This window comes from Arthrobacter oryzae, assembly GCF_030812315.1.
GTDB classification, from domain to species: domain Bacteria; phylum Actinomycetota; class Actinomycetes; order Actinomycetales; family Micrococcaceae; genus Arthrobacter; species Arthrobacter oryzae_B.
The window spans coordinates 193,602-218,108 of record NZ_JAUSSM010000004.1 but is presented as its reverse complement, the minus strand read 5'-3'; the positions used below and the strand labels follow the sequence as shown (position 1 = coordinate 218,108).

At 64.2% G+C, this 24,507-nt stretch carries 25 protein-coding genes and 2 pseudogenes; 13 read left to right on the top strand and 14 right to left on the bottom strand.

Annotated elements, in window-relative coordinates; genetic code table 11:
- Positions 1–79: 79 nt before the first annotated feature.
- The 3 genes from J2S97_RS10195 to J2S97_RS10185 form a co-directional block, all read right to left on the bottom strand.
- Positions 80–874, bottom strand: coding sequence for an alpha/beta fold hydrolase (locus J2S97_RS10195; protein WP_307048978.1), 795 nt, complete (start codon positions 872–874; stop codon positions 80–82).
- 92 nt (positions 875–966) lie between these two features.
- The gene (locus tag J2S97_RS10190) at positions 967–1,479 is read right to left on the bottom strand and encodes a hypothetical protein (RefSeq protein WP_307048976.1); all 513 of its coding nucleotides are present in this window, start codon (positions 1,477–1,479) and stop codon (positions 967–969) included.
- 11 nt (positions 1,480–1,490) lie between these two features.
- Positions 1,491–2,018, bottom strand: coding sequence for a hypothetical protein (locus J2S97_RS10185; protein WP_307048974.1), 528 nt, complete (start codon positions 2,016–2,018; stop codon positions 1,491–1,493).
- A gap of 235 nt (positions 2,019–2,253) precedes the next feature.
- Here J2S97_RS10185 and J2S97_RS10180 point away from each other — a divergent pair, with 235 nt between their 5' ends.
- Positions 2,254–2,763: a mycothiol transferase gene (locus J2S97_RS10180; protein WP_307048972.1), complete on the top strand. Its 510-nt coding sequence runs from the start codon at positions 2,254–2,256 to the stop codon at positions 2,761–2,763.
- 34 nt (positions 2,764–2,797) lie between these two features.
- On the opposite strand, the gene J2S97_RS10175 is transcribed toward J2S97_RS10180, so the two are convergent.
- Positions 2,798–3,550: an ArsR/SmtB family transcription factor gene (locus J2S97_RS10175; protein ID WP_307048970.1), complete on the bottom strand. Its 753-nt coding sequence runs from the start codon at positions 3,548–3,550 to the stop codon at positions 2,798–2,800.
- Between the two features lie 201 nt (positions 3,551–3,751).
- Here J2S97_RS10175 and J2S97_RS10170 point away from each other — a divergent pair, with 201 nt between their 5' ends.
- A complete protein-coding gene (locus J2S97_RS10170; RefSeq protein ID WP_373460538.1) occupies positions 3,752–5,260 on the top strand; it encodes an MFS transporter in 1,509 nt (502 codons plus the stop codon).
- Positions 5,261–5,282: 22 nt separating this feature from the next.
- Here the strand turns inward: J2S97_RS10170 and J2S97_RS10165 are convergent, their stop codons facing one another.
- Together J2S97_RS10165 and J2S97_RS10160 are read right to left on the bottom strand one after the other, a co-directional pair.
- Complete coding sequence (locus tag J2S97_RS10165) at positions 5,283–5,735, bottom strand: SRPBCC family protein (RefSeq protein ID WP_307048967.1); 453 nt, start codon at positions 5,733–5,735, stop codon at positions 5,283–5,285.
- Positions 5,736–5,748: 13 nt separating this feature from the next.
- Positions 5,749–7,509: a RecQ family ATP-dependent DNA helicase gene (locus J2S97_RS10160; protein ID WP_307048965.1), complete on the bottom strand. Its 1,761-nt coding sequence runs from the start codon at positions 7,507–7,509 to the stop codon at positions 5,749–5,751.
- Positions 7,510–7,699: 190 nt separating this feature from the next.
- Here J2S97_RS10160 and J2S97_RS10155 point away from each other — a divergent pair, with 190 nt between their 5' ends.
- The 5 genes from J2S97_RS10155 (at position 7,700) to J2S97_RS10135 (ending at position 12,608) form a co-directional block, all read left to right on the top strand.
- The gene (locus tag J2S97_RS10155; protein ID WP_307048963.1) at positions 7,700–8,758 is read left to right on the top strand and encodes a LacI family DNA-binding transcriptional regulator; all 1,059 of its coding nucleotides are present in this window, start codon (positions 7,700–7,702) and stop codon (positions 8,756–8,758) included.
- 160 nt (positions 8,759–8,918) lie between these two features.
- Entirely contained in the window at positions 8,919–10,238 is a 1,320-nt protein-coding gene (locus J2S97_RS10150) for an MFS transporter (protein ID WP_307048961.1), read from the top strand.
- Positions 10,239–10,278: 40 nt separating this feature from the next.
- The gene (locus J2S97_RS10145; RefSeq protein WP_307048959.1) at positions 10,279–11,043 is read left to right on the top strand and encodes an SDR family oxidoreductase; all 765 of its coding nucleotides are present in this window, start codon (positions 10,279–10,281) and stop codon (positions 11,041–11,043) included.
- Between the two features lie 19 nt (positions 11,044–11,062).
- A complete protein-coding gene (locus tag J2S97_RS10140) occupies positions 11,063–11,995 on the top strand; it encodes a 3-keto-5-aminohexanoate cleavage protein (RefSeq protein ID WP_307048957.1) in 933 nt (310 codons plus the stop codon).
- Between the two features lie 232 nt (positions 11,996–12,227).
- Complete coding sequence (locus tag J2S97_RS10135) at positions 12,228–12,608, top strand: VOC family protein (RefSeq protein ID WP_307048955.1); 381 nt, start codon at positions 12,228–12,230, stop codon at positions 12,606–12,608.
- A gap of 119 nt (positions 12,609–12,727) precedes the next feature.
- Here J2S97_RS10135 and J2S97_RS10130 read toward each other — a convergent pair whose 3' ends face one another.
- The 4 genes from J2S97_RS10130 to J2S97_RS10115 form a co-directional block, all read right to left on the bottom strand.
- Positions 12,728–13,366 carry a hypothetical protein gene (locus J2S97_RS10130; RefSeq protein ID WP_307048954.1) on the bottom strand — a complete coding sequence of 213 codons (639 nt, stop codon included), beginning with the start codon at positions 13,364–13,366 and terminating at the stop codon, positions 12,728–12,730.
- Between the two features lie 55 nt (positions 13,367–13,421).
- A complete protein-coding gene (locus tag J2S97_RS10125) occupies positions 13,422–14,417 on the bottom strand; it encodes a patatin-like phospholipase family protein (protein ID WP_307048951.1) in 996 nt (331 codons plus the stop codon).
- Positions 14,418–14,645: 228 nt separating this feature from the next.
- Positions 14,646–15,539, bottom strand: a complete 894-nt coding sequence (locus J2S97_RS10120) for a potassium channel family protein (RefSeq protein WP_307048949.1) — start codon at positions 15,537–15,539, stop codon at positions 14,646–14,648.
- An 87-nt stretch (positions 15,540–15,626) separates the two neighbouring features.
- Positions 15,627–16,025: a DUF1304 domain-containing protein gene (locus tag J2S97_RS10115; protein ID WP_307048947.1), complete on the bottom strand. Its 399-nt coding sequence runs from the start codon at positions 16,023–16,025 to the stop codon at positions 15,627–15,629.
- A gap of 120 nt (positions 16,026–16,145) precedes the next feature.
- Between J2S97_RS10115 and J2S97_RS10110 the strand changes: the two genes are divergently transcribed.
- Both J2S97_RS10110 and J2S97_RS10105 read left to right on the top strand, forming a co-directional pair.
- Positions 16,146–17,183, top strand: coding sequence for a response regulator transcription factor (locus tag J2S97_RS10110; protein ID WP_307048945.1), 1,038 nt, complete (start codon positions 16,146–16,148; stop codon positions 17,181–17,183).
- 123 nt (positions 17,184–17,306) lie between these two features.
- Positions 17,307–18,035: a hypothetical protein gene (locus J2S97_RS10105; RefSeq protein WP_307048943.1), complete on the top strand. Its 729-nt coding sequence runs from the start codon at positions 17,307–17,309 to the stop codon at positions 18,033–18,035.
- 92 nt (positions 18,036–18,127) lie between these two features.
- Here the strand turns inward: J2S97_RS10105 and J2S97_RS10100 are convergent, their stop codons facing one another.
- From J2S97_RS10100 to J2S97_RS10090, 3 genes are all read right to left on the bottom strand, one after another.
- On the bottom strand, positions 18,128–18,481 hold the full coding sequence (locus J2S97_RS10100; RefSeq protein ID WP_307048941.1) for a hypothetical protein: 354 nt from the start codon (positions 18,479–18,481) through the stop codon (positions 18,128–18,130).
- Between the two features lie 143 nt (positions 18,482–18,624).
- Positions 18,625–19,149: a hypothetical protein gene (locus J2S97_RS10095; protein ID WP_307048939.1), complete on the bottom strand. Its 525-nt coding sequence runs from the start codon at positions 19,147–19,149 to the stop codon at positions 18,625–18,627.
- A 510-nt stretch (positions 19,150–19,659) separates the two neighbouring features.
- Positions 19,660–20,217 (bottom strand): hypothetical protein, encoded by a 558-nt coding sequence (locus J2S97_RS10090; RefSeq protein WP_307048937.1) that lies wholly within the window; start codon positions 20,215–20,217, stop codon positions 19,660–19,662.
- A gap of 1,191 nt (positions 20,218–21,408) precedes the next feature.
- Between J2S97_RS10090 and J2S97_RS10085 the strand changes: the two genes are divergently transcribed.
- The 4 genes and pseudogenes from J2S97_RS10085 to J2S97_RS23985 form a co-directional block, all read left to right on the top strand.
- A complete protein-coding gene (locus J2S97_RS10085; protein WP_307048934.1) occupies positions 21,409–21,747 on the top strand; it encodes a hypothetical protein in 339 nt (112 codons plus the stop codon).
- 523 nt (positions 21,748–22,270) lie between these two features.
- Entirely contained in the window at positions 22,271–22,759 is a 489-nt protein-coding gene (locus J2S97_RS23990; protein WP_373460537.1) for a helix-turn-helix domain-containing protein, read from the top strand.
- Positions 22,753–23,610 (top strand): annotated as a pseudogene (locus J2S97_RS10080) (IS3 family transposase); the annotation flags it as partial. The gene J2S97_RS23990 and the pseudogene J2S97_RS10080, both read left to right, overlap by 7 nt.
- Before the next feature lie 72 nt (positions 23,611–23,682).
- Positions 23,683–23,802, top strand: a pseudogene (locus tag J2S97_RS23985) (hypothetical protein); the annotation flags it as partial.
- A gap of 44 nt (positions 23,803–23,846) precedes the next feature.
- Here J2S97_RS23985 and J2S97_RS10075 read toward each other — a convergent pair.
- Positions 23,847–24,470: a TetR/AcrR family transcriptional regulator gene (locus J2S97_RS10075; RefSeq protein ID WP_307048932.1), complete on the bottom strand. Its 624-nt coding sequence runs from the start codon at positions 24,468–24,470 to the stop codon at positions 23,847–23,849.
- Positions 24,471–24,507 lie beyond the last annotated feature (37 nt).

Below are 24,507 nucleotides of genomic sequence, written 5' to 3'. Positions count from 1 at the left end.
GGATTGCTGTACGTTTCGTAAACGGGGGAGCAGGTGGAACCATTGGCTGACGCCTGAGCAGCAGCTGCGTTCTTCCCGGTCACTCAAGGGACCGGAAGAACGCAGCCGCATCCTCGGCGACACGCTCCGGGCACTCCCACAGGACCACGTGCGCCACATCGGGGTACACCTTCAGTGCTGAGCCGGGGATCCGGGCGGCCAGGGTTTCCTGGTCGCTGCGTGGCAGCAGGTTGTCCTGGGCGCCCCACAGAATCAGCGTGGGCGCCTGGATGGTTCCCGATTCCGTGGGCGGCGTGGCCGTGATCAGGCCGTTCAGGATGGCTTTCCACGCGTGGGCAGGCATCCTGAGGCCGTCGCGCACCCGGTCGTCAAGGAACCACTGCGGAACCTCGTGCAGCAGGGTGAACCAGGTCAGCGACTCCCGGACCCAGTCCTGGTCGAGGGGGTCGGTCAGGGCGTACACTTCGTCGGCGAAAGCTGGGCGCCCGCGGAGGCTTAGGGGAGCGCCCACCAGCGCCAGCGCCGCGACCTGCTCGGGGTGGGTAACGGCCAGCTGTTGGGCGACGTAGCCGCCGCTCGAGGAGCCGACGACGAAGGCCTGCGGCACGTTGAGGGCTGCCAGGATTGCTGCGGCGTCCTCGGCCTGTTCCGCCAGGGAGTAACCGTCCTCCGGTTTGTCCGCCTCGCCCTGCCCGCGGAGGTCCGGGGCGTAAATCCTGTAGCCGGTCAGCAGAGGTATGAGGCGGTCGAAGCTGCCGCGGGATTCGCCCCACGCATGCAGCAGCAGCACCGGCTTCGCACCGGCGTCGCCCTGGACGACGCACGGCACCGTGATGCCTGTGTGGAGCCTGAGATCCCGGACGTCGGATTCCATAGCCTCAGCGTACGCCGCGTCCTGACGGCCACGGGCGAACCACCTCGTCGTGCCGCCACAGGCCAGCCACGAATAGCGTCGCCCGTGAGCCGCTACTCTGTGGTGAGCTCAATGCTGACAAGCCAGTTGTCGTCCAGAGCCGGGGCGGGGTCGATGCAAACCCTTACGATGCCTCCGTCCTCCATTTCGGACTTGAGGCAACCGGTGTACCTGCCCATTGGTGGTCCGCTGATGTCCACTCCCAGCCGGCCGGCGGTGTCTTCAAGGCCCACTTTGTGGTTCACCGACCATGTTGCGTTCAGCCGGACGCAGGCGGTATCTGTCGCAAGGCAGCCGGTGTCCGGATCTGAACGTTCCACCAGTTGCCAGTCGTTCTGCGGCAAGTTGTCCGCCTTGGCGATCATCGCCTGGGCTTTCTCCTCATTGCTGCCGCCGTTCTTGACGGCGTCAGCCAAGGCGGCGCAACCGGCGAAGAGGAGGACCACGATCAGTGCGGTTGCAGCGCCGGCGCCACCGAGAATCCATCCGAGCCTGTTCTTCTTCTGCGGAGCGTGATGCTGCTGCGCAGGCATAGGCGGCGGGCCGTGGCCCTGAGGTGGTTCCATCCCTTGCATCCCTACCTTGCCCTGAGGTCAATGGTGACCTGCCACGTGCCTGGCGCATCCTCGGCCGGATAAATGCGAAGGTCTGCAGTGATGCCGTCTGTCGAGTTTTTCCGTGGGCAACCCTTGTAGGTCCTTGCGGAATCACTGCAATCCAGTCCCAGACGAGAGACAGCGTCTTTCATCGTCACCTCATGGGGCACCCGCCATGTGGCACTCAGTCGTACGCACTCGATGTCGATCGAGAGGCAACCCTGCTCCACTTTTGGATCGAATCGTCCACGGAGTTCCCAATCCTCTTCCGGCAGGTTGTCCGCCATGGCCATCATCGTGCGGGCCTTTTCCTGATGGTTGCCTCCTTCGTTGATGCCATTGACCACGGCGGTGCATCCGGCGAAGAGGAGGAGAACAAACAAGACGGATGCCACACCGACCGCACCCGGAATCCATTTGAGTTTGCTCTTCTTCGGCGGCGGCTGAAATTGCTGCTGCGGTGGTCCGTATTGCGGGTACGGATGTCCATGGGCCCGATGAACAGGCATCTGGGGTGGCCCATACTGCGGGTACGGAGGTCCTTGAGGCTGATGAGAAGGCATCGGCGGTGGGCCGTAGCCCTGAGGTGGTTGCATCCGTTGTCCCCCTGGTTTCGTCTGACAGCCGAGCCTGACTCTACGCGGTGGTAGCCCCCTTGGGGATTGCAAACGATGGGCAGAACTATCCGGCGCCGCAGCCCTCATGCGAGCATGGGCTCACCGAAATGCTTAGTAAGGGGACGCCATGAAATCCAACGAACTGCTGCTGGACGCCTTTGGCCGGATCCGGGAGACCGTGGAGGCAACCCTTGAAGGGGTCGACGGCGAGTCCCTTGTCCGCCGTCCGGCAGGCACCGGCAACTCGATTGCGTGGCTGATCTGGCACCTTGGCCGCGTGGAGGATGCGCAGGTGGCCTCCGCCGCCGGGTTGGAACAGGTCTGGACCTCGCAGGGGTTTGTGGGCCGTTTCGACCTGCCGCTCCAGAAGCGCGACACCGGGTACGGCCATTCGAGCGTGCAGGTCGATTCGGTGAAGGCTCCGCCGGCGCTACTGCTTGAGTACTACGACGCCGTACACCGGCAGACCGCGGACTTCCTGCAGACCCTCGGCGACGAAGACCTGGACCGCATCGTCGACACCCGCTGGGACCCGCCCGTCACCCTCGGCGTGCGGCTCGTCAGCACCATTGCAGACTGCCTCCAGCACGTGGGGCAGGCCGCGTACGCCAGAGGCTTGAATCCCGGGCGAAGGTAGGAAGCGCAGGTAGGGCCCGCACGAGCCGGCTGCTTCAGGTGTACATGAGGGAGCCGGGCGTGGTGAGGAGCTCGCCGGTTTCCAACCAGGTCTTCAGGCCGGAGAGGATCATCGGCCAGCCGCCGTAGAGCTGTTCGTTGGCGCCTTCGCGGAGCTGGTCATGCGTGACGGTGAGGTGGCAGGAATCGTCTCCCACCGGCTCGATCTCCCACGTGATGCGCGATGTACCTTCTGCTTTGACGTCCTCGCCCCACAGCGCCCGCATGGACTGGACGAGCTTCCGGGGCGGATCCACCTCGATGTTTTCGCCTTCGCCCAGGGGTTCCCCGCCGTTGGGAGCCATCTCGAACCGGGATCCGGGGGTCCAGTCCGAGCTGATGTTCATCCCGAACTGGTACTTGCTGCGGATCTCGCTGTCCGTGATGGCCTCCCAAAGACGTTCCGGGGAGGTCTTGATGTAGATTTCGAAGATCTTTTCCATGGGACTTTCCAATCGGGTTTTGAGGTCGCTGAGGGCAGCGGCCCATGGTTCTGCATATTTGCTGACCCAGCGGTCGTGGACCAGCCGGATGGGCACCGGATTCAGGAAGTGGAGTTTCTCGCGTCCCCGGCGGCGGGTGACCACCAGGCCGGCTTCCTCCAGCAGCTTGAGGTGCTTCATCACGCCGTAGCGGGTCATGTCGAAGCGGGCCTCGAGCGCATGGAGGGTCTGTCCGTCTTCCCGGAAGAGCTCGTCCAGGAGATCACGGCGGGTGGGGTCGGCGAGGGCCTTGAATACGGCGTCCACAGCTCCAGAATAGGTGACCAATTAGTCACATGTCTAGAGGTCTTTTAGCGTGCCAAGCACCCGGCCACCAAGACCGGACGAAGCGCCGAATTTTCATTGATGCGCTCGGACAGCGGTGCGAAAATGGTCGGAGCACCGGAAGTCCAACGCCCAAGCTGGCGCCATTTGGGGATGACGCGTGACCTCCCATGGAGGAATGAAATGCAGCCTTCGAAAATCCGCCGCCTCCGCATCTCGGACATCAACGTCGTCGATCACCGCACGCTGAAGAAGGCGCTGGGCGGCACCATCGCCGGCAACACCATGGAATGGTACGACGTCGGCGTGTTCGGTTACCTGATCACCACCATGGGACCGGTGTTCCTGCCCGAAGCTGACAGGGCCGTGCAGAACCTGTTCCTGCTGGGAACCTTCGGAGCCACGTTCATCGCCCGTCCACTGGGCGGCGTGTTCTTCGGCTGGCTCGGTGACAAGATCGGCCGACAGAAGGTGCTGGCCATGACCCTGATGCTGATGGCGGCGGCGACTCTCGCCGTCGGCCTGCTCCCCGGGTACGCGGTGCTGGGCATCTGGGCCGCGGTGCTGCTGGTGGTCACCAAGGTGGTCCAGGGCTTTTCCGCCGGCGGCGAGTACGCCGGTGCCACCACGTTCGTCTGTGAGCATTCGCCGGACAGGCGCCGGGGCTTCTTCGTCAGCTTCCTGGATATGGGCAGCTACCTGGGATTCGCGATGGGGGCGGCCGTGGTTTCCGCCCTTCAGCTGACCTTGGGCCAGGACCAGATGGAGGCCTGGGGCTGGCGCATTCCGTTCCTGGTCGCCGGTCCGCTGGGCGTCGTCGCCATCTACTTCCGGATGAAGATCGAGGAGTCGCCCGCCTTCAAGGCCACCCAGGAGGCCGAAGCCGTGGCCGCCGCCCACCACGAGACCGGAGACGAGCTCCGCCCGGTGGGCCCCGTGGGGATCTTCAAGGACCACTGGCGCAGCATCGTGCTGGCCATGATCCTCGTGGCCGCCGGCAACACCGTCGGCTACGCGCTCACGTCCTACATGCCCACCTACCTGACCACCAACAAGGGGTACGACGAGATCCACGGAACGCTGCTGACCGTTCCGGTGCTGGTGGTCATGTCCCTGTGCATCCCGCTGACCGGACGGCTCTCAGACAGGATCGGCCGCCGCCCCGTGCTCTGGATCGGGGCCGTCAGCACGGTGGTGCTGTCCCTCCCCGCGTTCCTGCTGATCTCGATCGGAACCGTTCCCGCCACCCTCGCCGGCCTGGCCCTGGTGGCGTTCCCCGTGGCGTTCTTCGTTGCCATTCTCGCGTCGGCGCTGCCGGCGCTGTTTCCCACGGCCCACCGCTACTCAGCCATGGGCATCGCCTACAACTTCGCCGTGGCGATCTTCGGCGGCACGGCCCCGTTCATTATCGCCGCGCTCATCCAGGCGACAGGCAACGACCTGATGCCGGCGTTCTACCTCATGGCGACGTCGGCCATCGCGGCAGTGGCGATCTACTTCCTCCCCGAATCTGCCGGCCGGCACCTGCCCGGCTCCATGCCCAGCGTTGACTCGGAGGAAGCGGCCCGCGAACTGGTGGCTACCCAGGATGCGAACCCGCTGCTGGACATGGACACGCTGCCGTTCGACAGCAGCTACGAGGCCGCGCGGGCATCGCACGTGGGACCCGCCGGGAAAGCGCCCGGCAGTTAACAGCGCCCCGCCAGCGCGCGGCTCAGCCCCGGTCCTCCAACACCGCCTGCAGTTTTTCGAACGACTCCGTCCAGCCGCCGCGGTGCAGGGCCACCCGCTCCTCCGTCAGGAACGGTCCCTGCGAGAGCGCCAGGCGCGTGCCCTTGCCCTCGCTTTGGAGCGACAGGTCCGCGACGGTCTCGCGGTCGTCCGGCGTGGGTTCCTCCCAGCGGAAGGTGAATACGAGGCGCCAGGGCGGATCGATCTCCAGGAACTGGCCGGATAGGTGGAACGGCTCGCCCTCCGGCGGTGCCATCCGGAACCGGTAGCGCCCGCCCGCCACGAGGTTGAGGTCGACGGCGGGAATGGTGAAGCCGTGCGGGCCCCACCAGGTCACCAGCTGGGACGGCTCCGTGAGCATCCTGAAGATTTCTTCCGGAGGAGCGGGGAGGGTGCACTCCAGGTTCAGGACCAGCGCCCCGGTTGCGTCGGTCATCAGTCGACCCCCTTCACTTCGCCAGCGTCAGCAGCCCGTTTTCGGTGACGGCCTGGCGGGACAGCGTCTTGTAGCCTTCCTGCTCGAACAGCACGGTGATCACGTCCTCCTCGTGCCGCATCACCAGGCCCGGCCCCCATTCCTTGTGCACAACTGAGGCCTGGAGCGGGAAAGGTTCCCCGCCCGCGGCGGCCGCGGCGCCGTCGTAATCCTCCTCGTAGGCGGAGCCGTCGGCGCAGGTATCGCAGTTGCCGCAGGGCTCGGGGAGGTCCTCGCCGAAGTAGCCCAGCAGGAACTGGCGCCGGCAGCCGTCCGTCTCGGCGTAGCCGCGCATCATCTCGATGCGGGAGCGGTCCACGCGCTGGCGTGCTTCGGCGTGCTCGACGGCGCGCTCCACCACCGTGGGCAGCTTCGCGCCGGTCTTCAGCCGGATGCCGCGCTTGCCGGCCTTGACGGCGCGGGTCTCTTGCAGCTGGTTCAGCAGTCCGGTGAGCTTCCGCGGGGAGAGGCCGGTCTGCTCGGCGAGGGCCTTCTGCTTCACCGGCCCGTCGGCGGCGCGCAGCACCTGCAGGACGGCCAGGAGAGATTCCTCGTCGGGAGAATGGGTCCCGAAGAACTTGCGGAGTCCCAGGTCCTCGGGCCGGTAGTGGAGGACGGCGGCGGCAGGTCCGCCGTCGCGCCCGGAGCGGCCGATCTCCTGGTAGTAGCTGTCCAGCGATTCGGGGATGTCGGCGTGGATGACGAAGCGGACGTTGGGTTTGTCGATGCCCATGCCGAAAGCGGTGGTGGCCACGACGATGTCGAGGCGGTCGTCCAGGAACTGCTCGTGGACGCGGTCCCGCTCGCCCTGCTTCCGGCCGGCGTGGTACGCCTCGGCGCGCAGGCCCAGTTCGGTGAGCTCGGCGGCGTAGGCCTCGGTGTCCTTGCGGGTGGCGGCGTAGACCAGCCCGGGACCCTTGAGCGCGGCCACCTGCTCCGTCACGGCACGGCGCTTGTCCCGGTCCGTGAGGTGGCGCACCACCTCCAGCCGGATGTTGGGGCGGTCGAAGCCGTGCACCAGGACCAGTGGGTCCAACATGTGAAGGCGCTGCTGGATTTCGTCGCGGACCGGGGGAGAGGCGGTGGCGGTGAGACCGACGACGGGCGGGTTGCCCAGCTGCCCGCGAACCTCGCCGAGGCGCAGGTAGTCGGGCCGGAAATCGTGGCCCCACGAGGAGACACAGTGTGCCTCGTCCACCACGAACAGCGAGACGTCCAGGGCCGCGAGCCGTTCCACGGTTTCGGCCTTGGCCAGCTGCTCGGGCGCCAGGAAGACGAACACGGCGTCGCCGCGCTCGGCGGCTTCCCAGGCGCCGTTCACCTCGGCATCGCTGCGCCCGGAGTTGATGGCGACGGCGGCCTCCCCGCCCAGCGTCTCCAGCAGGCCGTCCAGCTGGTCCTCCTGCAGCGCGATCAGCGGTGAGACGACGACGGCGGGACCGCGCCCTGCGCTGCCCGCCTCGTCGGGGTTCGGGGCCACTTTGTCCTGGTCCTGGTTTCGGTGCAGCTGCAGCGCGGCCACCTGGTAGATGGCCGACTTGCCGTAGCCAGTGGGCATCACGGCCAGTACGTCCCGGCCGGCCGCAATGGCGCGCATCCCGGCGAGCTGGCCGGTGCGTAGCTGGGGGAGTCCGAAGGTGCTGGCCGCGAGCTGGCGGAGGCCGGCGTCGGGATCCTGACTGTCCGGGTCCGCGACTGCGGCGGTGGGGACTGCGGGGGCAGGGGCCTCGGTCATGATGGCAGCTCCGTGGTGGTGCGATCCGGTGGCCGGGTGTCTTCAGCCGAGGGGTTCAGCATAGCGCCCAACGTTTGTTGCTGCGAGAATCGCCCCGGCGGCTGTGGGCCAACTTAACGTTGCTTAAGACTTTGACGCCAAACTAACGTAATTGAGGTCACATCAACCCGGCACGCAGGAAGGAACGGTCATGAAGCAGCCCGGCAGCAATGAAGCTGTGGTGAACCGTCCGTCCCCTGTGTCGGCGGCGGAAGTCGCCCGGGCAGCAGGCGTTTCTGCTGCGGCCGTGTCCTACGTCCTCAACGGCAAGAGCGGCGTCTCCACCGAAACCAGGCGCCACATCATCGGCGTCGCCAACGAGCTGGGCTTCAGGCCCCGTAAGTCCACCCAGACAACGGACCCCCAGCGGACGCGCGTCATCGGCCTGATCCTCCCGAATATCATCAACCCGATGTTTCCGCGGTGGGCCCAGAGCATCATCACTGCCGCGGCGGACGGCGGATACGACGTTTTCGTCGCCACCACGCAGGACGATCCCACCGTCCTCGCCCAAGTAACAGCCACCCTGGCCAGCCGCAACGTGGACGGAATCATCCTCGCGGCGGCGCTCCGGGAAGACTCAACCGCACTGCGCACCCTTCGCTCGGCGCGGATTCCGTACGTCTGCCTCTCCCGGCGCGCCGAATTCCTGCAGAGCGACTTCGTGGGAATCGACGATGACGCCGCTGCGACACTTCTCATGCAGCACATGCTGGAACACGGCTACACGGACATCGCCACGGTGATCGGACCGCGGTTTTCCACCGCCTCCCTCGCGCGGGAACAGGCATTCGTGCGCACCGCCGCCGCTGCCGGCATCACCATCAGCGGCGAACGCAGGATCAGTACCCGGGTCAACAATGAAGGCGGCCAGCTCGCCGCCGAGCGGCTCTTCTCATCGGAGCGGCCTCCGAGGGCAGTCGTCTGCGGCAGCGACGAACTGGCGATCGGAGTCATGGAATATGCCTTGGCCCGGGGCCTTCGCATTCCGGACGACGTTGCAGTGGCCGGATGTGACGGCCTTCCGCACAGCAGGTCCGGCCTCATTAACCTGACCAGCATCGTCCAGCCGCAGCAGGAGATGGCCCAGGAAGCCTTCGCCATGCTGCTGAAGCGGATCGATGCACCGACCAACACCTACAGCTCCCTGATCTGCCCTCACCGGCTTCATCTCGGGAAGACGTGCGGCTGCAACCCGCCGGACACCTGATCCCCGCACCCGAGGCCGGTTCCTCCTCATAACCTGCGGCCCGTTCCGCACTGCAGGTTCCAGTACCTCATCGCCCGATCCCGCCATGCCCAAAGGCCCACCGCGCAGCACAGTCGGCACACGACATTCCGCGCATGGCCCCGATTCAAGGACAAGACCCATGTCAGCTGTCTCCGCACCAACGAAGATGCGCACACCGCAGGAAATAAACCGCGTGATTCTCCACCGAGTCATGCCCCTGCTCATCGGCGCCTACATCATGGCATTCCTGGACCGCACCAATATCGGCATGGCCAAGGACCGCCTCGAAATCGACCTGGGAATCTCCGCCACCGCCTACGGCATCGGAGCCGGGCTGTTCTTCCTGACCTACGCCATGTCCGAGATCCCGTCCAACCTGATCATGCATAAGGTGGGCGCCCGGTTCTGGATCATGCGGATCATGATCACCTGGGGCATCATCTCCGCCTGCATGGCGTTTGTGCAGGGCGAATGGTCCTTCTACATCATGCGGATGCTGCTCGGCGTCGCCGAAGCCGGCCTCTTCCCGGGGGTCATGTATTTCCTGACGCAGTGGTTTGTGGTCAAGGACCGCGCCAAGGCCAACGGCATGTTCCTGCTGGGCGTCTCCATCGCCAACATCGTCGGCGCCCCGCTCGGCGGGCTGCTGCTGACCCTCGACGGATTCGCTGGCCTGCACGGCTGGCAGTGGATGTTCATCATCGAAGGCCTGCCGGCATGCCTCCTGGCCTACGTCGTCTGGAAGAAACTCCCGGACCGCCCCACCCAGTCCACGTTCCTCACCGCCGAAGAAGCCACCGACCTCGAGGCCCGCATTGCCGCCGAGGAGAAGGCCGGGGCGGAAGCCTCAGGCAACCACCGGCTCCGCGACGTCCTCAAGGACAAGCAGATCCTCCTCGTGGTGGGCATCTACTTCACGCACCAGATCGCCGTCTACGCGCTGTCCTACTTCCTGCCTTCCATCATTGGCACCTACGGCAAGCTCAACCCGCTGCAGATCGGCCTGCTGACGGCCATCCCGTGGATCTTCTCCGCCGCCGGCGCCCTGCTGGTGCCCCGCTTCGCCACCGATGGCCGGCGCTCCCGGCTCCTCGTGACGGGGACGATGATCGGCATCATCGCCGGCTTCGCCCTCGGTGCCGTCGGCGGCCCCGTGCTCGGCATGATCGGCTTCTGCCTGGCCGCATTCAACTTCTTCGCCCTGCAGCCGATCCTCTTCACCTACCCGGCCACCCGGCTCACCGGCGCCGCCCTGGCCGGGGGAATCGCGTTCGTCAACACCATCGGCCTCTGCGGCGGCTTCCTCGGCCCGTACGTCATGGGCCTGATGCAGGACGTCACGGGTTCCAAGCTCTCGGGCCTCTGGTTCATCGTCGGCATGTGCACCATCGGCGCGCTCCTGTCCCTGTTGCTCAAGCGGGGCACGGAAAAGCCCGTGGGTGCTCCGGCCGCGCACTGACCCCGAAACCAGCACCGAACCACCACTGCAAGGAAAACTCATGGATTTCAGCTCAAAAAGGGTCCTGGTCACCGCCGGAGCCAACGGCATCGGACTGGCCATCGCCAACAAATTCCAGGAACTCGGCGCCACTGTCTTCGTCACGGACATTGATCCCGACGCCGTCGAAAAGGCCCGCGTCAGCGGCCTCGCCGCGGCGGTCAGCGATGTCTCCGACGAAGAGCAGGTCAGCGCCCTCATGGCCACGGTCAAGGCAGAACTGGGCGGCCTGGACATCCTCGTCAACAATGCCGGCATCGCCGGGCCCACCGGCCCGCTCGAGACGCTGGACACGGCGGCCTGGAAAGCGACATTCGACGTCAACATCCACGGCCAGTTCTACTGCATCAAGCACGCCCTCCCGATGCTGCGGCAGGGGCGGGACGCGTCCATCGTCAACCTCTCCTCCGCCGCCGGGCGGCTGGGCATGGCCGGACGCAGCGCCTATTCGGCGTCGAAGTGGGCCGTCGTCGGGCTGACCAAGACCCTCGCCATCGAACTCGGACCGGACCGGATCCGGGTCAACGCCATCTGCCCCGGCGCAGTCAACGGCCCCAGGATCGACGCGGTCATCAACGCCAAGGCCGAAATGCTCGGCCTGCCGGCGGACCAGGTCTCCGAGCTTTACCACAACCAGTCCTCGCTGGGACGGCTGATCGAGGCCGAGGACATCGCCAACATGGCCGTATTTGCCGCCAGCGATATGGCGCGCAACGTCAACGGCCAGGCGCTGGCGGTCGACGGCAACACCGAAAAACTCTACTAACACTCAAGGAGCGACCCCCATGGCTGCTGCACGCAAAGTCATCATCACCAGCGCCGTCACCGGCGCCATCCACACCCCTTCCATGTCCAAGTACCTGCCGGTCTCACCTGATGAAATCGCCGACGCCGCCATCGGCGCCGCGGAGGCCGGCGCCGCCATCGTGCACATGCATGCCCGTGATCCCCGGGACGGGCGGCCCTCACAGGATCCGGAGCACTTCGCCCCGATCCTGGACAAGCTCAAGCGCAACACGGACGCGGTCATCAACATCACCACCGGCGGCTCGCCGCACATGACCGTCGAGGAGCGCATGCGGCCCGCGGCCCTGTTCAAGCCCGAGCTGGCGTCGCTCAACATGGGCTCCATGAACTTCGGGCTGTACCCGATGCTGGACCGCTTCACCGAGTTCGGCCACGAGTGGGAGCGGGAAGGACTGGAAAAGAGCCGCGACCTGGTCTTCAAGAACACCTTCCAGGACATCGAGACCATCTTGGGGATCGGCAAGGAGAACGGCACCCGCTTTGAGTTCGAGTGCTACGACATCTCGCACCTGAACAACCTGGCCCACTTCCACGCCCGCGACCTCGCCAGGGGCCCGCTCTTCGTCCAGTCGGTCTTCGGGCTGCTCGGCGGGATCGGCGCCCACCCGGAGGACCTGATGCACATGCGCCGCACCGCAGACCGGCTGCTGGGGGAGGACTACGAATGGTCCATCCTGGGCGCCGGAAAGAACCAGATGCCGCTCGCCACGATCGGCGCGGCCATGGGCTCCCACGTCAGGGTGGGCCTGGAAGACTCGCTCTGGATCGGACCGGGACAGCTCGCCACGTCCAACGCCGAGCAGGTCACCCGCATCCGGACCATCCTCGAAGCGCTCAACTTCGAGATCGCCACCCCCGACGAGGCCCGGCAGATGCTGCAGCTCAAGGGCCGTGACAACGTCGGCTTCTGAGCATCGGCACTATTTCCGTAGCCAAGATTCGGTTCCATAATGGCCCCATAAGCTTCGGGGACCCTCACCCCTCACGCCGATGATGGCTGGCGGGGCGTAGGAGAGTCCCAGGTGGCCGGCCCGGTACTTGGCGGAACGGGCGGCCACGCGGCCACGGGACGAAACGTTCCGGGGCCGCTACCGGGGGAGAGCATCGCCATCAGCGAGAGAACAATGCACAAAGGAAATCATCATGCTCACGGATTCAGACATCATGGCTGTCCTTCCCGCGAAGGACATCAACAGGGCGAAGGATTTCTATCGGGACAAGCTCGGGCTGGAACCCTCCGAGTCCATGGAGGACGACAGCCTGACGTACCGCGGCGGCCACGGAACGGGTTTCCTGATTTACCAGACCGAGAACGCAGGGACAGCCAAGAACACCCAGATGGGCTGGGAGGTGGACAACCTCGAACGCGAGATGGAGGAGCTGCGGGGCCGCGGCGTCGTCTTTGAAGAGTACGACCAGCCCGGGCTGAAGACGGAGAACGGCATTGCCACCAACGAGTGGGGGAAGGCCGCCTGGTTCCTGGACAGCGAAGGGAACATCCTCAACATCTCGCAGCGGCCATAGCAACAAACGCCTGAGCGGATCAATGCGGCGGGCGCCACAAGAAGCTCCGGCGCGGCGTTCAGAAGGAAAAGAACGACCCCGGCGCTCTCCGCTGCGGTCCCCTCACAGTTGTACCGGCCCTACGTCGCTGATTCGGGGGCGCTCTCAACGCCGAGGTGCCACAGTGCAGCGTCCAGGTCTTCGGCGCGCCACCCACGTGAGTCTGCAGCAGCGCGGATCACGGCCGACATGTTGGCGTAAGAGGTGTCCTCGATGCCGGCGGCCCCGGCAACTCGCCGTATCCGCGCATCAGTAGCATCCCCCGTGGAGAGTCCGCTCAGGGTGTCGATGTAGTCCAGGGTCTTGGGGCTCACATGGCGTACGGCTGCGAGGGCGTCACGAAAAACCGGCCTTTCTGCCGGGTCAGTGAGTCTGGCTCGGAGTTCCTCCACGGTTTCGACGCCCTGATCCTCAAACACACAAGTTAGGTCGTCTATCTGCGCAAGCCGGCCAGGCGATGGCCAATCGATGACCTCCGAGAGGGTTCCGGTAGCAAGACGTTTCCGGAACCCAGTGGTGGTTTGTGCATCTGGCCATGCGGCGATCAAGGCGTCAACGCGCGGCTTCACGGTTGCCTCGTAATTTTGGCGTCGCTGCAAGGAGGCATCGACAATGATCGCTCCGATGGAAGCCCAACCACGGCTAACCTCAGTCGAGGCGTCGATGCCGTGGGAGTCAATGAAGGCCAGGAGTTTGGCGGTGTCGCCATCGATAGTCATAGGTGAATACTTCCACGTGTCGTCACGCCTACCGAGTCGACTGGTTTCGTGGGCGTCAGCGCCAGAACTCGGCGAGCTGCTCGGCAAGGGCTCTGCCCTGGTCGTGTCCGGCCCGGGCCGCGGCCGGACGCAGCGACAGATCCATCGCATTGGCGCCGAACATGTGCTCGGAGTCGCTGTCCGGGAAGATCGTCGCGACTCTGCTGCCGCGTGCGCGTAGCTTGTCGACCTGTGTTGCGAGATGCACGCCCCACTCCAGCGGCGCCAGTGACCTGCCGCCGAAGGGTGACAGCACCAGCACCCGTGCGTATCCGGCTGCCAGATCGGCATTCTCGGCGTTGGATCGGTAGCCGCCGTCGATGTATCGGTTGTCCCCGATCCTGTAGGGAATGCCACTGGCACAGCTGGCAGCGACGGCGTCCGCCAGGTCGATTCCGCTGTGGCGGTCGAACACGACCGGTTCACCGGTACGGGCATCGACCGCCGTGATGAGCACTGTTCGTTGCGGCCAGCGCTGACTGGGCAGCCGCGAGGCGACGGTGGCGCGCCACTGTGTCTGCCAGGAGCCGTCCGACGCCGCATCCATGTCGAGTGCCGCGGCGCCCATTCTGCGGCGCATGTCAGCCGCATCCTCGGCGGAGGCGATGATCTTGGTTATCCTCTCCAGGTGGTCCGCCACTGGCCTGTTCGGAACGCGTCCTCGGTCGGATCCGACCGGACCGCTCCGTTGCTGGGGGTCAGCGGCAAGGACGGCGGTAAACAGCTCGGGTGGGGTCGCACCAGCTATCTGGGCCGCGGCCGTCGAGCCGGCTGACGTCCCGATGGTCAGGTCGGCTGTGGTCACGTCCAGCCCGGCATCGAACAGGCCGGCGACGACGCCGATCAGCCACGCGTTGCCTGTCGATCCGCCGCCACCGAGGACCAGCGCTCGCTCGTCCGCGGCGGGCGCCTGCTTTGTGGCGTCGGCCTGCGGCTGATCCTGGTCGGACCTCGGCAGGTCGGAGGCCGTCGTCGAAATGGAGTGCAGAGGTGAAGAAGGTTTTGTGTTCATGGGAGTCGCCTTTCGCGAGTTGCGTGTCGGGCGCTCCCGGTGGCGACTACCTCTGTCGCGCGATCGTGGACTGCGGGGGAGCACCCATTGCGGATACTGCGTTCATGGGACTCACCTCCTGCCGATAGATCACGATCACCGGAAAATTATCACGCCGGCGAGGCGGTGCGCAACGGCAGCATGCCGGGTGCCGTGTCGCTGTCGAACGCGCCGCCGACGGCCGTGACGCTAGTTTGTGTCCGGTTCCCCGCGCTGCCGGTGCCGGTGGTGCAGCTCGTAGCTGTCGAACACATCGGATGAGGTGGTTCCGGAGTGGCCGAACTTGCCGCGAAGGACCCCCGCTAGTCCGTCCAGCGCCGCGTGGAGCATTCGTCCCGCGAACTGGAGTTCAGGGCTCTCGCTGCGCTGGGCCTCGGATGCCAGCTCCTGGGCGTAGGCCACTGTGGCCGGCAAGGAGCCGCGCTGCTCGACTTCACGGAAGTAGTAGGTTTCATGGAACGCAAGCAGGTCTATGCTCACCGAAGCCACGTTTCCGGCCATTGATTCCAGCAGCCCGGCAGCATGCCTGGGATCCAGGGACAAGACACCACCCGGACCCACAGCCTCCCGGAACAGGTTCAGCTGGTGGGCAAGGGCCCGGCGGCGGTTCAGGGCCGGGTACATCTGCAGGATCCAGGTGACCGTTGCCGTCAGCAACCCGAAACCGGTGACGGCCTGGAGGGCCACCACCAGCCTGAGCAGCGAATGCGCCGGCACGATTTCGCCGAACCCCACAGTGGAAAGAGTGACAAGGGAGACGTAGAGCGCTTCGGCGAAGTCGCCCCGCTGTGGAATCCCGGCCCCGTGAACAAAACCGTCCGGAAGGTGGGGCAGATAGAGCAGGGCCCAGCCGATGGCCGCCAAGCCAGCCCAGGCACAAATGACAGCGGCCATGGCCAAAGGTGCCGCGATGAAGGAGCCGCGGCCCCGCAGTTTTCTCGACACCAGCCAGAATCCGCGCATGATCGCCCGGCCCACCGGACCGGAACCGTGCGGATAAAGGAGCGTACGAAAGACGTCAACGAGCATCAGCAGAACCAGCCCGGCCCCCAAAAGCGTCCAGAGCGTGTCCTCGAAGTCCATGCCTCATCTTAGGGCGGCACTGTTTGGAACCAGCGCCGGACATCACGGGACAGGGCGACGGCGCCAGGTCGCTCAGAACCGGCTTGCTCAGAACGGCAGTGCCACCAGCGCAATAAGGGGCGGGATGGTCGAGCCTAGGGTGCCGGGGATGCTGTCTCCCTTCCGTGGGTAGTGGCCCAGCCAGTCCGCCAGCCCCATGGTGGCGCCGCTGAGCACCATGTTCGCGCAGCAGTAGACCACCAGGGTGTAGCCCACCACCACGTAGCCGGTGTTCACCGCGACCACCCCGGCGATGTTCCCCAGCCCGATCAGGAGGTTGCGGAACCCGGTGGGGATGGCCCACATCATCACGGCGGGCACGTTCTGAGCCGGTGTGCTGAGGAATTTCTGCGCTGCCGGGTGCCGCAGGAAGAAGCTTTCCAGCGGGAACACCACGATGTAGATTAGTGCGGCAAGCACCGCGAAGAGCTGCGATACGGCGTTCATGAGGGAAGAGTACGACGGCGGCGCGCGGGCCGCGATCCCCTCACCGGGGGGTTCCGGGAGGCCCGCTCAATCCCCGATTTGGGGGATTGCGGTCCGGCCCGGCGGCTGGATACTGGAGGTATGTGGGAGGAGCGCGCTCAGCGTGCCCGCCGCGAGATTGCGGACTTCGCCGCGGGCGGCCTGGACCTGGCTGAGCTCTATACCGCGGCGCTGGCCGTGGTGCGGCAGGCGGTTCCGTTTGATCAGGGCTGCTGGGCCGGGGTGGACCCGGACACTCTGGGGATGACGTCCGTGACCAACTGGCGGCCGTGGCCCGTGACGGACGAATATGCCGCCCGCTTCGCCGAGTCCGAGTACACCGGTGCCGAACCGAACACGTTCAAGGAGCTTTTGCGGAGGCCGCGGCCGGTGGCCAGGATTTCCGATGCCCCGCACCGGGACGTGGTCCGCAGCGTCCGGATCAATGACCTGCTGGGACCCCTGGGGCTGCATCACGAGCTGCGCGCGGCGTTCCGCGTGGACGAGGCGTGCTGGGGTGTGGGCAGCATCTTCCGGGAGGGCGGGCAGGACTTCTCGGACCGTGAGATGGAATTCCTGGACGCCGTCACCGCCACGTTGGCAGCTGCCACCCGGGTGGCAGTGCGGGTGCAGCGCGGGCAACGCCCCGTTGCGGGCGGCCCGGTGATCGTTATCGCCGGGATTCACGGCGAACTCCGGGCGGCCACTCCCGCCGCGGTCCTGTGGTTGGCCGAGGTGGAGGATGCGTCGCCGGGAGGTTTCACCATGACGCTGCACTCGGTTGTAGCGCAGGCCCACGCCTCCGCCTCGGGCACTGCCCGAGCCAGACTGCGCGACGCCGGCGGCAACTGGGTGGTGCTGCAGGCCAGCCGCCTCATTACCGGCGACGACCCCGAGCAGATGGTGGTCACCGTGGAGCCGGCCACCTCGCACGACGTGCTCAGCCTCCTGCTTGCCGCCTACGGGGTCTCCGCCCGTGAGCGGGATGTCTGCCTGGAGGTCCTGTCCGGAAATCCGACGGCGGACATCGCCCGGAACCTGTTCATCTCCCCGCACACGGTGCACGACCACCTGAAGGCGCTCTACGGAAAAGTGGGGGTCGGAAGCCGCGGTGAGCTGGTGGCGAAGCTGCTGGTTTGAGGCTGCCCCCAGCACTTTGGGCGCCCGGCGTGCGACCATCAACGTACCGGTAGCCGGGGCGTGTGCCGGCAGCATCGGCTGTCTTGCGCAGAGTGGACCGGAATGACGTCAAGGGGGAGCGTTGTGAGCAGTGGATCTCGGCCGAATGAAACGGCCCTGCCGCGCTGGGCCATAGCCGCCGTCGTCGTCTATCTGTCGGTGACGGTCGCCTTTGTTGTAGCGGCGCTACTTACCAATGGCTTGGAGCTGGACGTGGATGCCCGGACCAAGGAGGGCCTGCTGCTCGCCATGGTGTTTCTGACGCTGCCCGTCTCGGCTGCGTATTTCATCATCGGCATTTTTAGCTCAGGCCGTCCGCCCTCACCGGACGAAATCAGTTTGGGCGGATTGAGCCTGGCTGCGGTCGTCTACTATTTGGGATACGTCCTCCTTGCGGCGGTCAACGCGGGTGTCTTCCGATCGATTGTCCTCAGTGTCCGGAAGGGCACATCGGTTCCGGGCGCCGGCATGCCCGGCGCAGCAGCCCAGTATCCGCGGGTGACGCTGCGCGGGGTCACCCCGGACGTCAGAAAGCTCTGGTGGGCCGTGCCGCTGGCAGTTCTTCTGAGCCTTCCGCAGTGGATGGTGGCCGGTTTTTTCTGGTGCGGGATCAGCGGTTGCAGCGGCGGAGGCTTCGGGGTGGCCACCGGGACCGAGTGGGTCGCAATCATCCTGAGCGTCGTCAACGGCGTCATTCTGGCAGTAGCCGTGTTTGCAGTGCGCTGGCTGTATCCCACCCGGAAACGTGCTCTCATTGCCTTGGCGGCCGGGACGTTGTTCGGTCTGGTGGGTGCTGCAGTCACCCACGGGTAGCGGCAGGGCGTCAGCAGAACCAGCCCACAGTGACAAACAGAGGAACCCCGCAGTGCTGGGCACTGCGGGGTTCCTCGCGGACTGAATGCCGGTTACTCGGAATCCGGTTTCTGTTCCCGATCCCGGAGGTTCTTCTTGATCTCGTCGAACTTCTCCTTGATGACCCGTTCCGCCTCCGCGAGGGTTTTCCCGGCGGTGCTCAGGGGATCCATCTGAACGTAGACGTTGTGGCCGACAGGCAAGTCGTACTCGTCCTTCAGATGGGTGCCGCCGCCCACTCCCTGAAGCGACAGGTACACCATCGCTTCGGTCCGGGCAATGCCGGAGAGTGTTCCGAAGACAACCGTGAAGTCGTTCGATTCAAAGCTCACAGTCTGACCGATATGGCTGCGGTCTAGATCGCCGGCTGTTACCGGCTTCTCGGACTGACTTCCGCTGTAGCTCATGAACTTCTCCTAATAGTCGAGGTACACGTACCTCAGCAGTCTATATACAGGGCTCGTGGCGTTCCGGTGGTTAATGGTGATTATTGCCATTCCACATACGGTTTCGACGCACAGTCATGATTCATCAGCGACGAGGGCAGTGTTCACCGGGCGGAATTCCCTTCGGAGATCTGCCGCTTGACCTCCTCAAGCTCCTCTTGGAGCAGGTCAACGGTGGCACGGTATTTTGCGAAGTCCGCCGCTCGGCGCCTGGCCTCGGCGTAACTGATGCTGGCGGCGACAATGGCAAGCGGGAACGCCGCCAGCAGGGCCCAGCCGGAAGCGGCAAGGAAGTCCAGCGCGACGGGAAGTGCCTGCTTGAACGCCAGGAACTCATTCACCCCGCCGACCACTCCGTTCAAAGCGGAGTCGAGGGGTTCCAGAAACTGTCCGACGACAGGGGTCCCGGAAAACGACGGGACGCTCAGCGGCGGTTCTCCGCCCGTAGACCAGCGCGAGTCACTGAAATGGTTCAGGACGTAGATTCCGGCACCCGCGTTGAGGGCCGCGAAGAGCAGGACGGAACCAAGGGCAGTCCAATGAAGCCGGTGCGGACGCCAGAGGCCGGCCACCAGCGCGAAGACGGCGGCGGCAATCCAAGAAAAGATGCGGAGTTCGTCGCGGCTCACGCCGCCCAATAGATCCAATGAATTCCCTGCCCTGAGATTTGGAGTCAAATGCTTGTTCCGGTGCCAAGCGAGCCTATCCCAGTCGCTCCCGGGCGTTCCGCGGCAGTTACTGGCGCAGGCTGCTGGGCGGGCATGTGTCAGCGACGCGTGGTTCCCGCAGGTGTGACGAGCATCAGCCGTTGTCGGAGCGTAGGGCTGACACCTCGTAGCTAGTTCTCCGTCGCGGCAAACGGTTCGCGCTGCAGGGCCGGCGGCAGCGAACGTCCGGCACCGCATCCATCCGTTGGGCATGCAGCAGGGCTTGTCTTCGTTTCTGGGTCCCCGACGGGTGGGGACAAAATATGGCCGTCCGAACATGGCCAGATACTCGACACACTCACTTGATCGCCCGCCTCGTGCCAGGACGTTCTCGAGAGCGCAGCCGAACCCCTGGCTACCCACTGATTCATTCGACGCCAAGGGCTGGCACGGGCAGAGAACTCAGTGCCCAGTACCAGCCCTTCAGCGACTCTACTTCTGCCAGGTGTTTCCGGAGCAGGAAGCGTGAGCACCGGTGCCGTTGCCCGTGTTCTTCCCTGCGCTCTTGCCGTCGATCAGGATCTCGCAAGTGACAGCGGCGGAAGCGTCGGAGTAGCTCCCGGTGACAGAGAGGCTCGCGATGTTGAATTCGTTCGAGGTGATGGACTTCTTCCATTCAGCCGTGATGTCTTCCGTGGAGGTGCCGCCCGGTGTCCAGTACGAAATGCTCGCCGGACCTGACGTAGTGACGACATACTCCACGGTGTGCTCGGCATTGATGCTTTCGTCAATGGACTTTGCAGCTGCGCTCACGCCGGCGGTCACCATGCCGGCGACGATGAGGCTGACGGCGCCCAGGATGAATCCAGCGACTGCCGTTCCCTTTTTCCGATTCTTGAGGAAGACGGCGATGACGCCAAGGATGATGGCGACCGGGCCGAGGAAAAAGGCAATCATTCCTACCAGCGGAATGATGCTGAATGCTGCAGCGACGATGCCGACGACGAGGGCCGCGACTCCCAGGCCGTTCTTGCGCCTATCCTCGACCAATTTGACGTGATGGATCTGTGGCTGACTAGCAATAGGAATTGTTTGGTTCTCTGACATTTTTTCCCCTTTTCAATGCGTTCATTTCATTGCGTTCTGATTCGGTGGAGCCCGAATGACTGAGGCTGATCCGCGCTATACCGGTTATTCGTAAATTCTGGTGGTGTCGGCAAGGTGTGCAGTCATGTGGGACAGCCACGGTGGAGAAGCGCACCGCACCAATCCCTCTTTGGCGAGCTCCAGAACCAGGTCAGGAGACAGGTCGAGCAGCGCAAACCATGAGAAGTGGCGTCGGGTCCCAAATCCTAAAATCATTTCAACAATGCCTATTTGGTCACATGGACGACAACTGCTTCGTCGGTAGATTGCTCGATTCCGGCGTTATCTATGCTCGTTACGGTCCAATTGCTGAGCAATAGGACGGTTTTGCCTGTATCGGCGTTATATATGACCTTTTTGAAACCTAGCGCAGACAGCTCGTCATCGAGTGCTTCTGCGTTCATCCCCGCTGCATTGGCGGGAATTACGGCCGTTGCAGGAGTGGCGGGAGCAGGTGCCGGAGCGGCGACAGCCGAGGGTGCAGCTGCTGCGGTGACAGCGGCTGTAGCTGTCACGGTTGCTACCGCTGTCACGGTCGCCGTAGCCGTCGGCGTCACAGTATGCGTCACGGTCGGAGCTGTCTGCGGTGTGCCCCCGGCGCAACCGGCGAGCACTACGCACAGAAATGCACTGGCGGCCAACTTGCTCGTAATTTTCAAATTCAGCTTCCCCCAATAATAACTTTCGAGCTTTAAATCCAGTTGAGATGGGTCGTTACTAGGAGTCTCAATTAGCCGTGATAATCCATTACTCGACTGGTGGACTTATTCTTCACCAGAAAGTGGGCCGTCGACTACAAATCATTTGATTCTTCAGCAAAAACTGTGAGAATCTTGAGGAATGATTGATTGGTTACGGTCTTGGCGGAAGTTCAATTTGGTTCAGGCCTGCGAATGAACTGCAATGCGTCCACTAAGTTCACTCCGCTTTCCGATCCGCTTGGGGTCTGACTCTGCTCGCTGGCAGGTCGGCCGTTCGTCGCCCGCCGACCAACCGGGGGCACCGGGCGTAGATGTCGTCATTCGTACGCGTCGGATCCGTGGCAAGGATGGCGCCGGAGGACAGATTCACAACGTTGAGACTGTTGGAGACGCTGTGGTCGTTCAGCAGCTCCCAGCCGGTGCGAAACCAGAGACTCTTAGCTCCGTTGTCTGTGCTGAACATCAGTCGATCACTCAGGTCATCGACGAGACCGACGCCGAGGTCGTTGCCTTCGTCCAGGCCCACATAGACAAACGTGTCGCGGCGGGCGTGGTGTTCTCCGCGACCATAACGGACGTGTCATTCAGGGACCGAATCCTCCGTGTCACCTCCGACCCCGCCGCGGTTGGCTACGACCAGGCGACGTTCGATGAGGTCACTCCGTTCAAGGAGAACTACGAGGGTTTTCGTGGCCAATCCCTTGGCGTCGAGTGCGAGAACGGCCCGGGCTAAGGTGAGGGCGCTCAGCCGGCGAGCCGGCTAATCGCGGAAGAGGGAGTCAATGGGACCCATCGACAGTTGGCGGACGCCGGCGTATGGGTCACCGCTGCGGGGTAGGAGCCTTGGCCATGATGGCAGCACTCCGTGGGATGGGATCCATGGCGGGTGTCTTTCCCCGAGGGTCCCGGACCAACCTTGCTGCGATCGCGGTGCGGTGGCATGGCTACCCCGCATGCCTTACGAGACCACGCATCTCACCAGCGCTGAGGGATCGAGGCGAGCCACCGGTGTGTGCGTCTCACGCACAAGATGCGTGGCAGTTGTCCATTGAATTCACAGTGTGACACGAACCCTCAAGGCTGGCTCAAGACTGAATCAGCGTTGTGCAAGGATCCACGCACTTTCCGTTTTCCCAGCACGGCGAGAAATAGGCTTTCATGAGCAACATTTCGGCTTGAGCAAAAGGCCCGGCTATTTGAACTGCTCCCCGAAAGTTGGACTGAGAAATCAGTTCTAACTTTTAGGGAGCAGCTTTATGCATGGAAGAAGTTCGTTGTCCGAGGAGCAGCGCGAGGCCGCGGTAGCGTTGTTTGAAACGGGTTGGGGTGCTTGGGCGGTAGCGACCCGACTCGGAGTAGGTAGAGCTGCCATCAAACGTTTGTATGGTCGATGGCGGACGCGCGGAGGTACGACGCTGGTGGCGAAGCCAACACGACCGGTGTTCTCGTTTGAGTTCAAACTTGATGCTGTCCAGCGATACCGTGCAGGTGAGCCCAAAGTCGCCTTGGCGAAAGACCTTGGGCTGTCCTCTCCACTGTTGCTCGAGAAGTGGGCGCGACAATACCGAACCGAAGGCGAGGACGGGCTGCGGCCCAAGCCGAAAGGCCGCCCGAAGACGAATCCCGGGACAGCAAGGAAACCTGAGCCTGAGGTAGAGCGACTGCGCCGAGAGAATGAACGCCTTCGCGCAGAGGTGGCCTTCCTGGGAAAAGTAAACGCCTTGAGGGACGAGGAACAGCGCTAAAGGTCCGCGCTGTCATCGCTCTCAAGGCTGAACACCGCTTGGAAATTCTCCTGGACGTCGCGGGATTACCCCGGTCCACGTTCTTCTACCACCAGTCCCGCCTCCAAGGCCCCGATCCGAGGGCCTCCCTGAAGGCCGCTGTCACAGAAATTTTCGAGAAGAGCCGGGCCCGGTACGGGCACCGCCGCGTCCACGCCGAGCTGACCAAGCAAGGCTGGAAGATCGCGAAGAAGACCGTGCTGAAGCTGATGCGTTCGCTGCGGCTGGTCTGCAAGGTCCGGAGGAAAAAGCGCTATAGCTCTTACCAAGGCGAGCAGGGCGTTGTTGCGCCGAATCTGCTGAAACGCCAATTCGACGCGGATGCCCCGAATAAGAAGTGGGTTACCGATGTGACCGAGTTCAGCGTGGGTGACCAGAAGCTCTACCTTTCGCCGGTCATGGACCTCTTCGACCGGCAGATCATCTCCTACGCCATTGGAAGCTCTCCCAATCTGGAGCTGGCTAATGCCTCGCTGCGCGAGGCTTTAGCCACCTTGAAGGACGGGCAGAAACCACTCGTGCACTCCGATCAGGGATTCCAATACCAGCACAGGCTCTGGCGCCTACTCCTGCAGAACGCCGGCGCGGTCCAATCGATGTCCCGCAAAGCCAACTGCTACGACAACGCCGTCATAGAGAACTTCTTCGGGCACCTCAAAGAAGAGCTCTTCAACCGCGTCCGATTCCTCAACGCCGACGCACTGACGGCCGCGCTGCACGACTACATCCACTGGTACAACACCGAAAGAATCTCCACCAAGCTCAACGGCCTAAGCCCCGTTCAATACCGCGTTAAGGCCCTGGTGGCCTAGAGCATGTCGCCTCATTCCGGTGTGTCTGGGGACGGAGCCTTTCCGTGAAGAGCCGATCCACTGCCCCCTAAAGTGAAGATCTCACAAACCGTCGTAGAGAACTTCCTTGGACACCTCAGGGAAGAGCTCTTCCACCGTGTCCAAATCCTCGGCACGGAGGCACTGGCAGCAGCGCTGCACGAATACATCCGCTGGTATAACGCCGGGTTGCGTTCAGCCGCTCAGCTGCGCCCTCCTCAGTGGCGGCTCACGCGTGGCAGCAACGCGAACGCGCTCTCGGCAATCTGGGTCAAGCGGGCAGGACCGTGGCCGTACGCACCGACGACGTCGGTCCCGCGGATAACGGTCAGCAAGAGGTATGCAAGATCTTCAGCATCCGCGTCCGGGTCGATGTCTCCGTTGCGCTGCGCCGCGCGCACACACTCGGCCACCGCCATCACGAGCACAGCGAAACACTCGGCAGCAAGGCGCTGCACCTCGGCGTCGGAGGCGCCGATCTCCAGAGCCATCTTGCCCGCGAAGCAAGCAGCCGCCGCCCGGTCGGAAGCTGGGGACACATCGTCGGCAAGAGGCACCCCGTGGACGGCGCGGAGCAGATAGCCGTGGAGGCGTTCGAGTGCGCCCTCGTCCGGGCCGGCAAGCACCTTCGGCGCAACGTTTCCCAGCCGGTCGAAGTATCCGGCCATCGCTTGCACCAGCACACCGTGTTTACCGTCGAAAGCGGCATAGAGACTGCCACGGCCCAGGCCCGTGGCTGCGCTGATGTCGTCGACGCTCGTGCCGTTGTAGCCCGACTCACGAAATTGCCGCTCGGCGGCATGGAGAACGTGGTCGCGGTCGAAGGTTCGTGGTCTCGCCATACATACAAGGTAGAACCAAACGGTCGTAATTGACAAA

Coding starts and splice junctions, on each gene's coding strand:
- J2S97_RS23990 (WP_373460537.1), top strand. CDS start 22,271: ATGCATGGAAGAAGTTCGTTGTCCGAGGAGCAGCGCGAGGCCGCGGTA.
- J2S97_RS10115 (WP_307048947.1), bottom strand. CDS start 16,025: ATGAACGCCGTATCGCAGCTCTTCGCGGTGCTTGCCGCACTAATCTAC.
- J2S97_RS10170 (WP_373460538.1), top strand. CDS start 3,752: ATGCAGCCTTCGAAAATCCGCCGCCTCCGCATCTCGGACATCAACGTC.
- J2S97_RS10130 (WP_307048954.1), bottom strand. CDS start 13,366: ATGACTATCGATGGCGACACCGCCAAACTCCTGGCCTTCATTGACTCC.
- J2S97_RS10190 (WP_307048976.1), bottom strand. CDS start 1,479: ATGGAACCACCTCAGGGCCACGGCCCGCCGCCTATGCCTGCGCAGCAG.
- J2S97_RS10110 (WP_307048945.1), top strand. CDS start 16,146: ATGTGGGAGGAGCGCGCTCAGCGTGCCCGCCGCGAGATTGCGGACTTC.
- J2S97_RS10135 (WP_307048955.1), top strand. CDS start 12,228: ATGCTCACGGATTCAGACATCATGGCTGTCCTTCCCGCGAAGGACATC.
- J2S97_RS10185 (WP_307048974.1), bottom strand. CDS start 2,018: ATGCCTGTTCATCGGGCCCATGGACATCCGTACCCGCAATACGGACCA.
- J2S97_RS10145 (WP_307048959.1), top strand. CDS start 10,279: ATGGATTTCAGCTCAAAAAGGGTCCTGGTCACCGCCGGAGCCAACGGC.
- J2S97_RS10140 (WP_307048957.1), top strand. CDS start 11,063: ATGGCTGCTGCACGCAAAGTCATCATCACCAGCGCCGTCACCGGCGCC.
- J2S97_RS10120 (WP_307048949.1), bottom strand. CDS start 15,539: ATGGACTTCGAGGACACGCTCTGGACGCTTTTGGGGGCCGGGCTGGTT.
- J2S97_RS10125 (WP_307048951.1), bottom strand. CDS start 14,417: ATGAACACAAAACCTTCTTCACCTCTGCACTCCATTTCGACGACGGCC.
- J2S97_RS10150 (WP_307048961.1), top strand. CDS start 8,919: ATGTCAGCTGTCTCCGCACCAACGAAGATGCGCACACCGCAGGAAATA.
- J2S97_RS10075 (WP_307048932.1), bottom strand. CDS start 24,470: ATGGCGAGACCACGAACCTTCGACCGCGACCACGTTCTCCATGCCGCC.
- J2S97_RS10155 (WP_307048963.1), top strand. CDS start 7,700: ATGAAGCAGCCCGGCAGCAATGAAGCTGTGGTGAACCGTCCGTCCCCT.
- J2S97_RS10100 (WP_307048941.1), bottom strand. CDS start 18,481: ATGAGCTACAGCGGAAGTCAGTCCGAGAAGCCGGTAACAGCCGGCGAT.
- J2S97_RS10195 (WP_307048978.1), bottom strand. CDS start 874: ATGGAATCCGACGTCCGGGATCTCAGGCTCCACACAGGCATCACGGTG.
- J2S97_RS10180 (WP_307048972.1), top strand. CDS start 2,254: ATGAAATCCAACGAACTGCTGCTGGACGCCTTTGGCCGGATCCGGGAG.
- J2S97_RS10160 (WP_307048965.1), bottom strand. CDS start 7,509: ATGACCGAGGCCCCTGCCCCCGCAGTCCCCACCGCCGCAGTCGCGGAC.
- J2S97_RS10165 (WP_307048967.1), bottom strand. CDS start 5,735: ATGACCGACGCAACCGGGGCGCTGGTCCTGAACCTGGAGTGCACCCTC.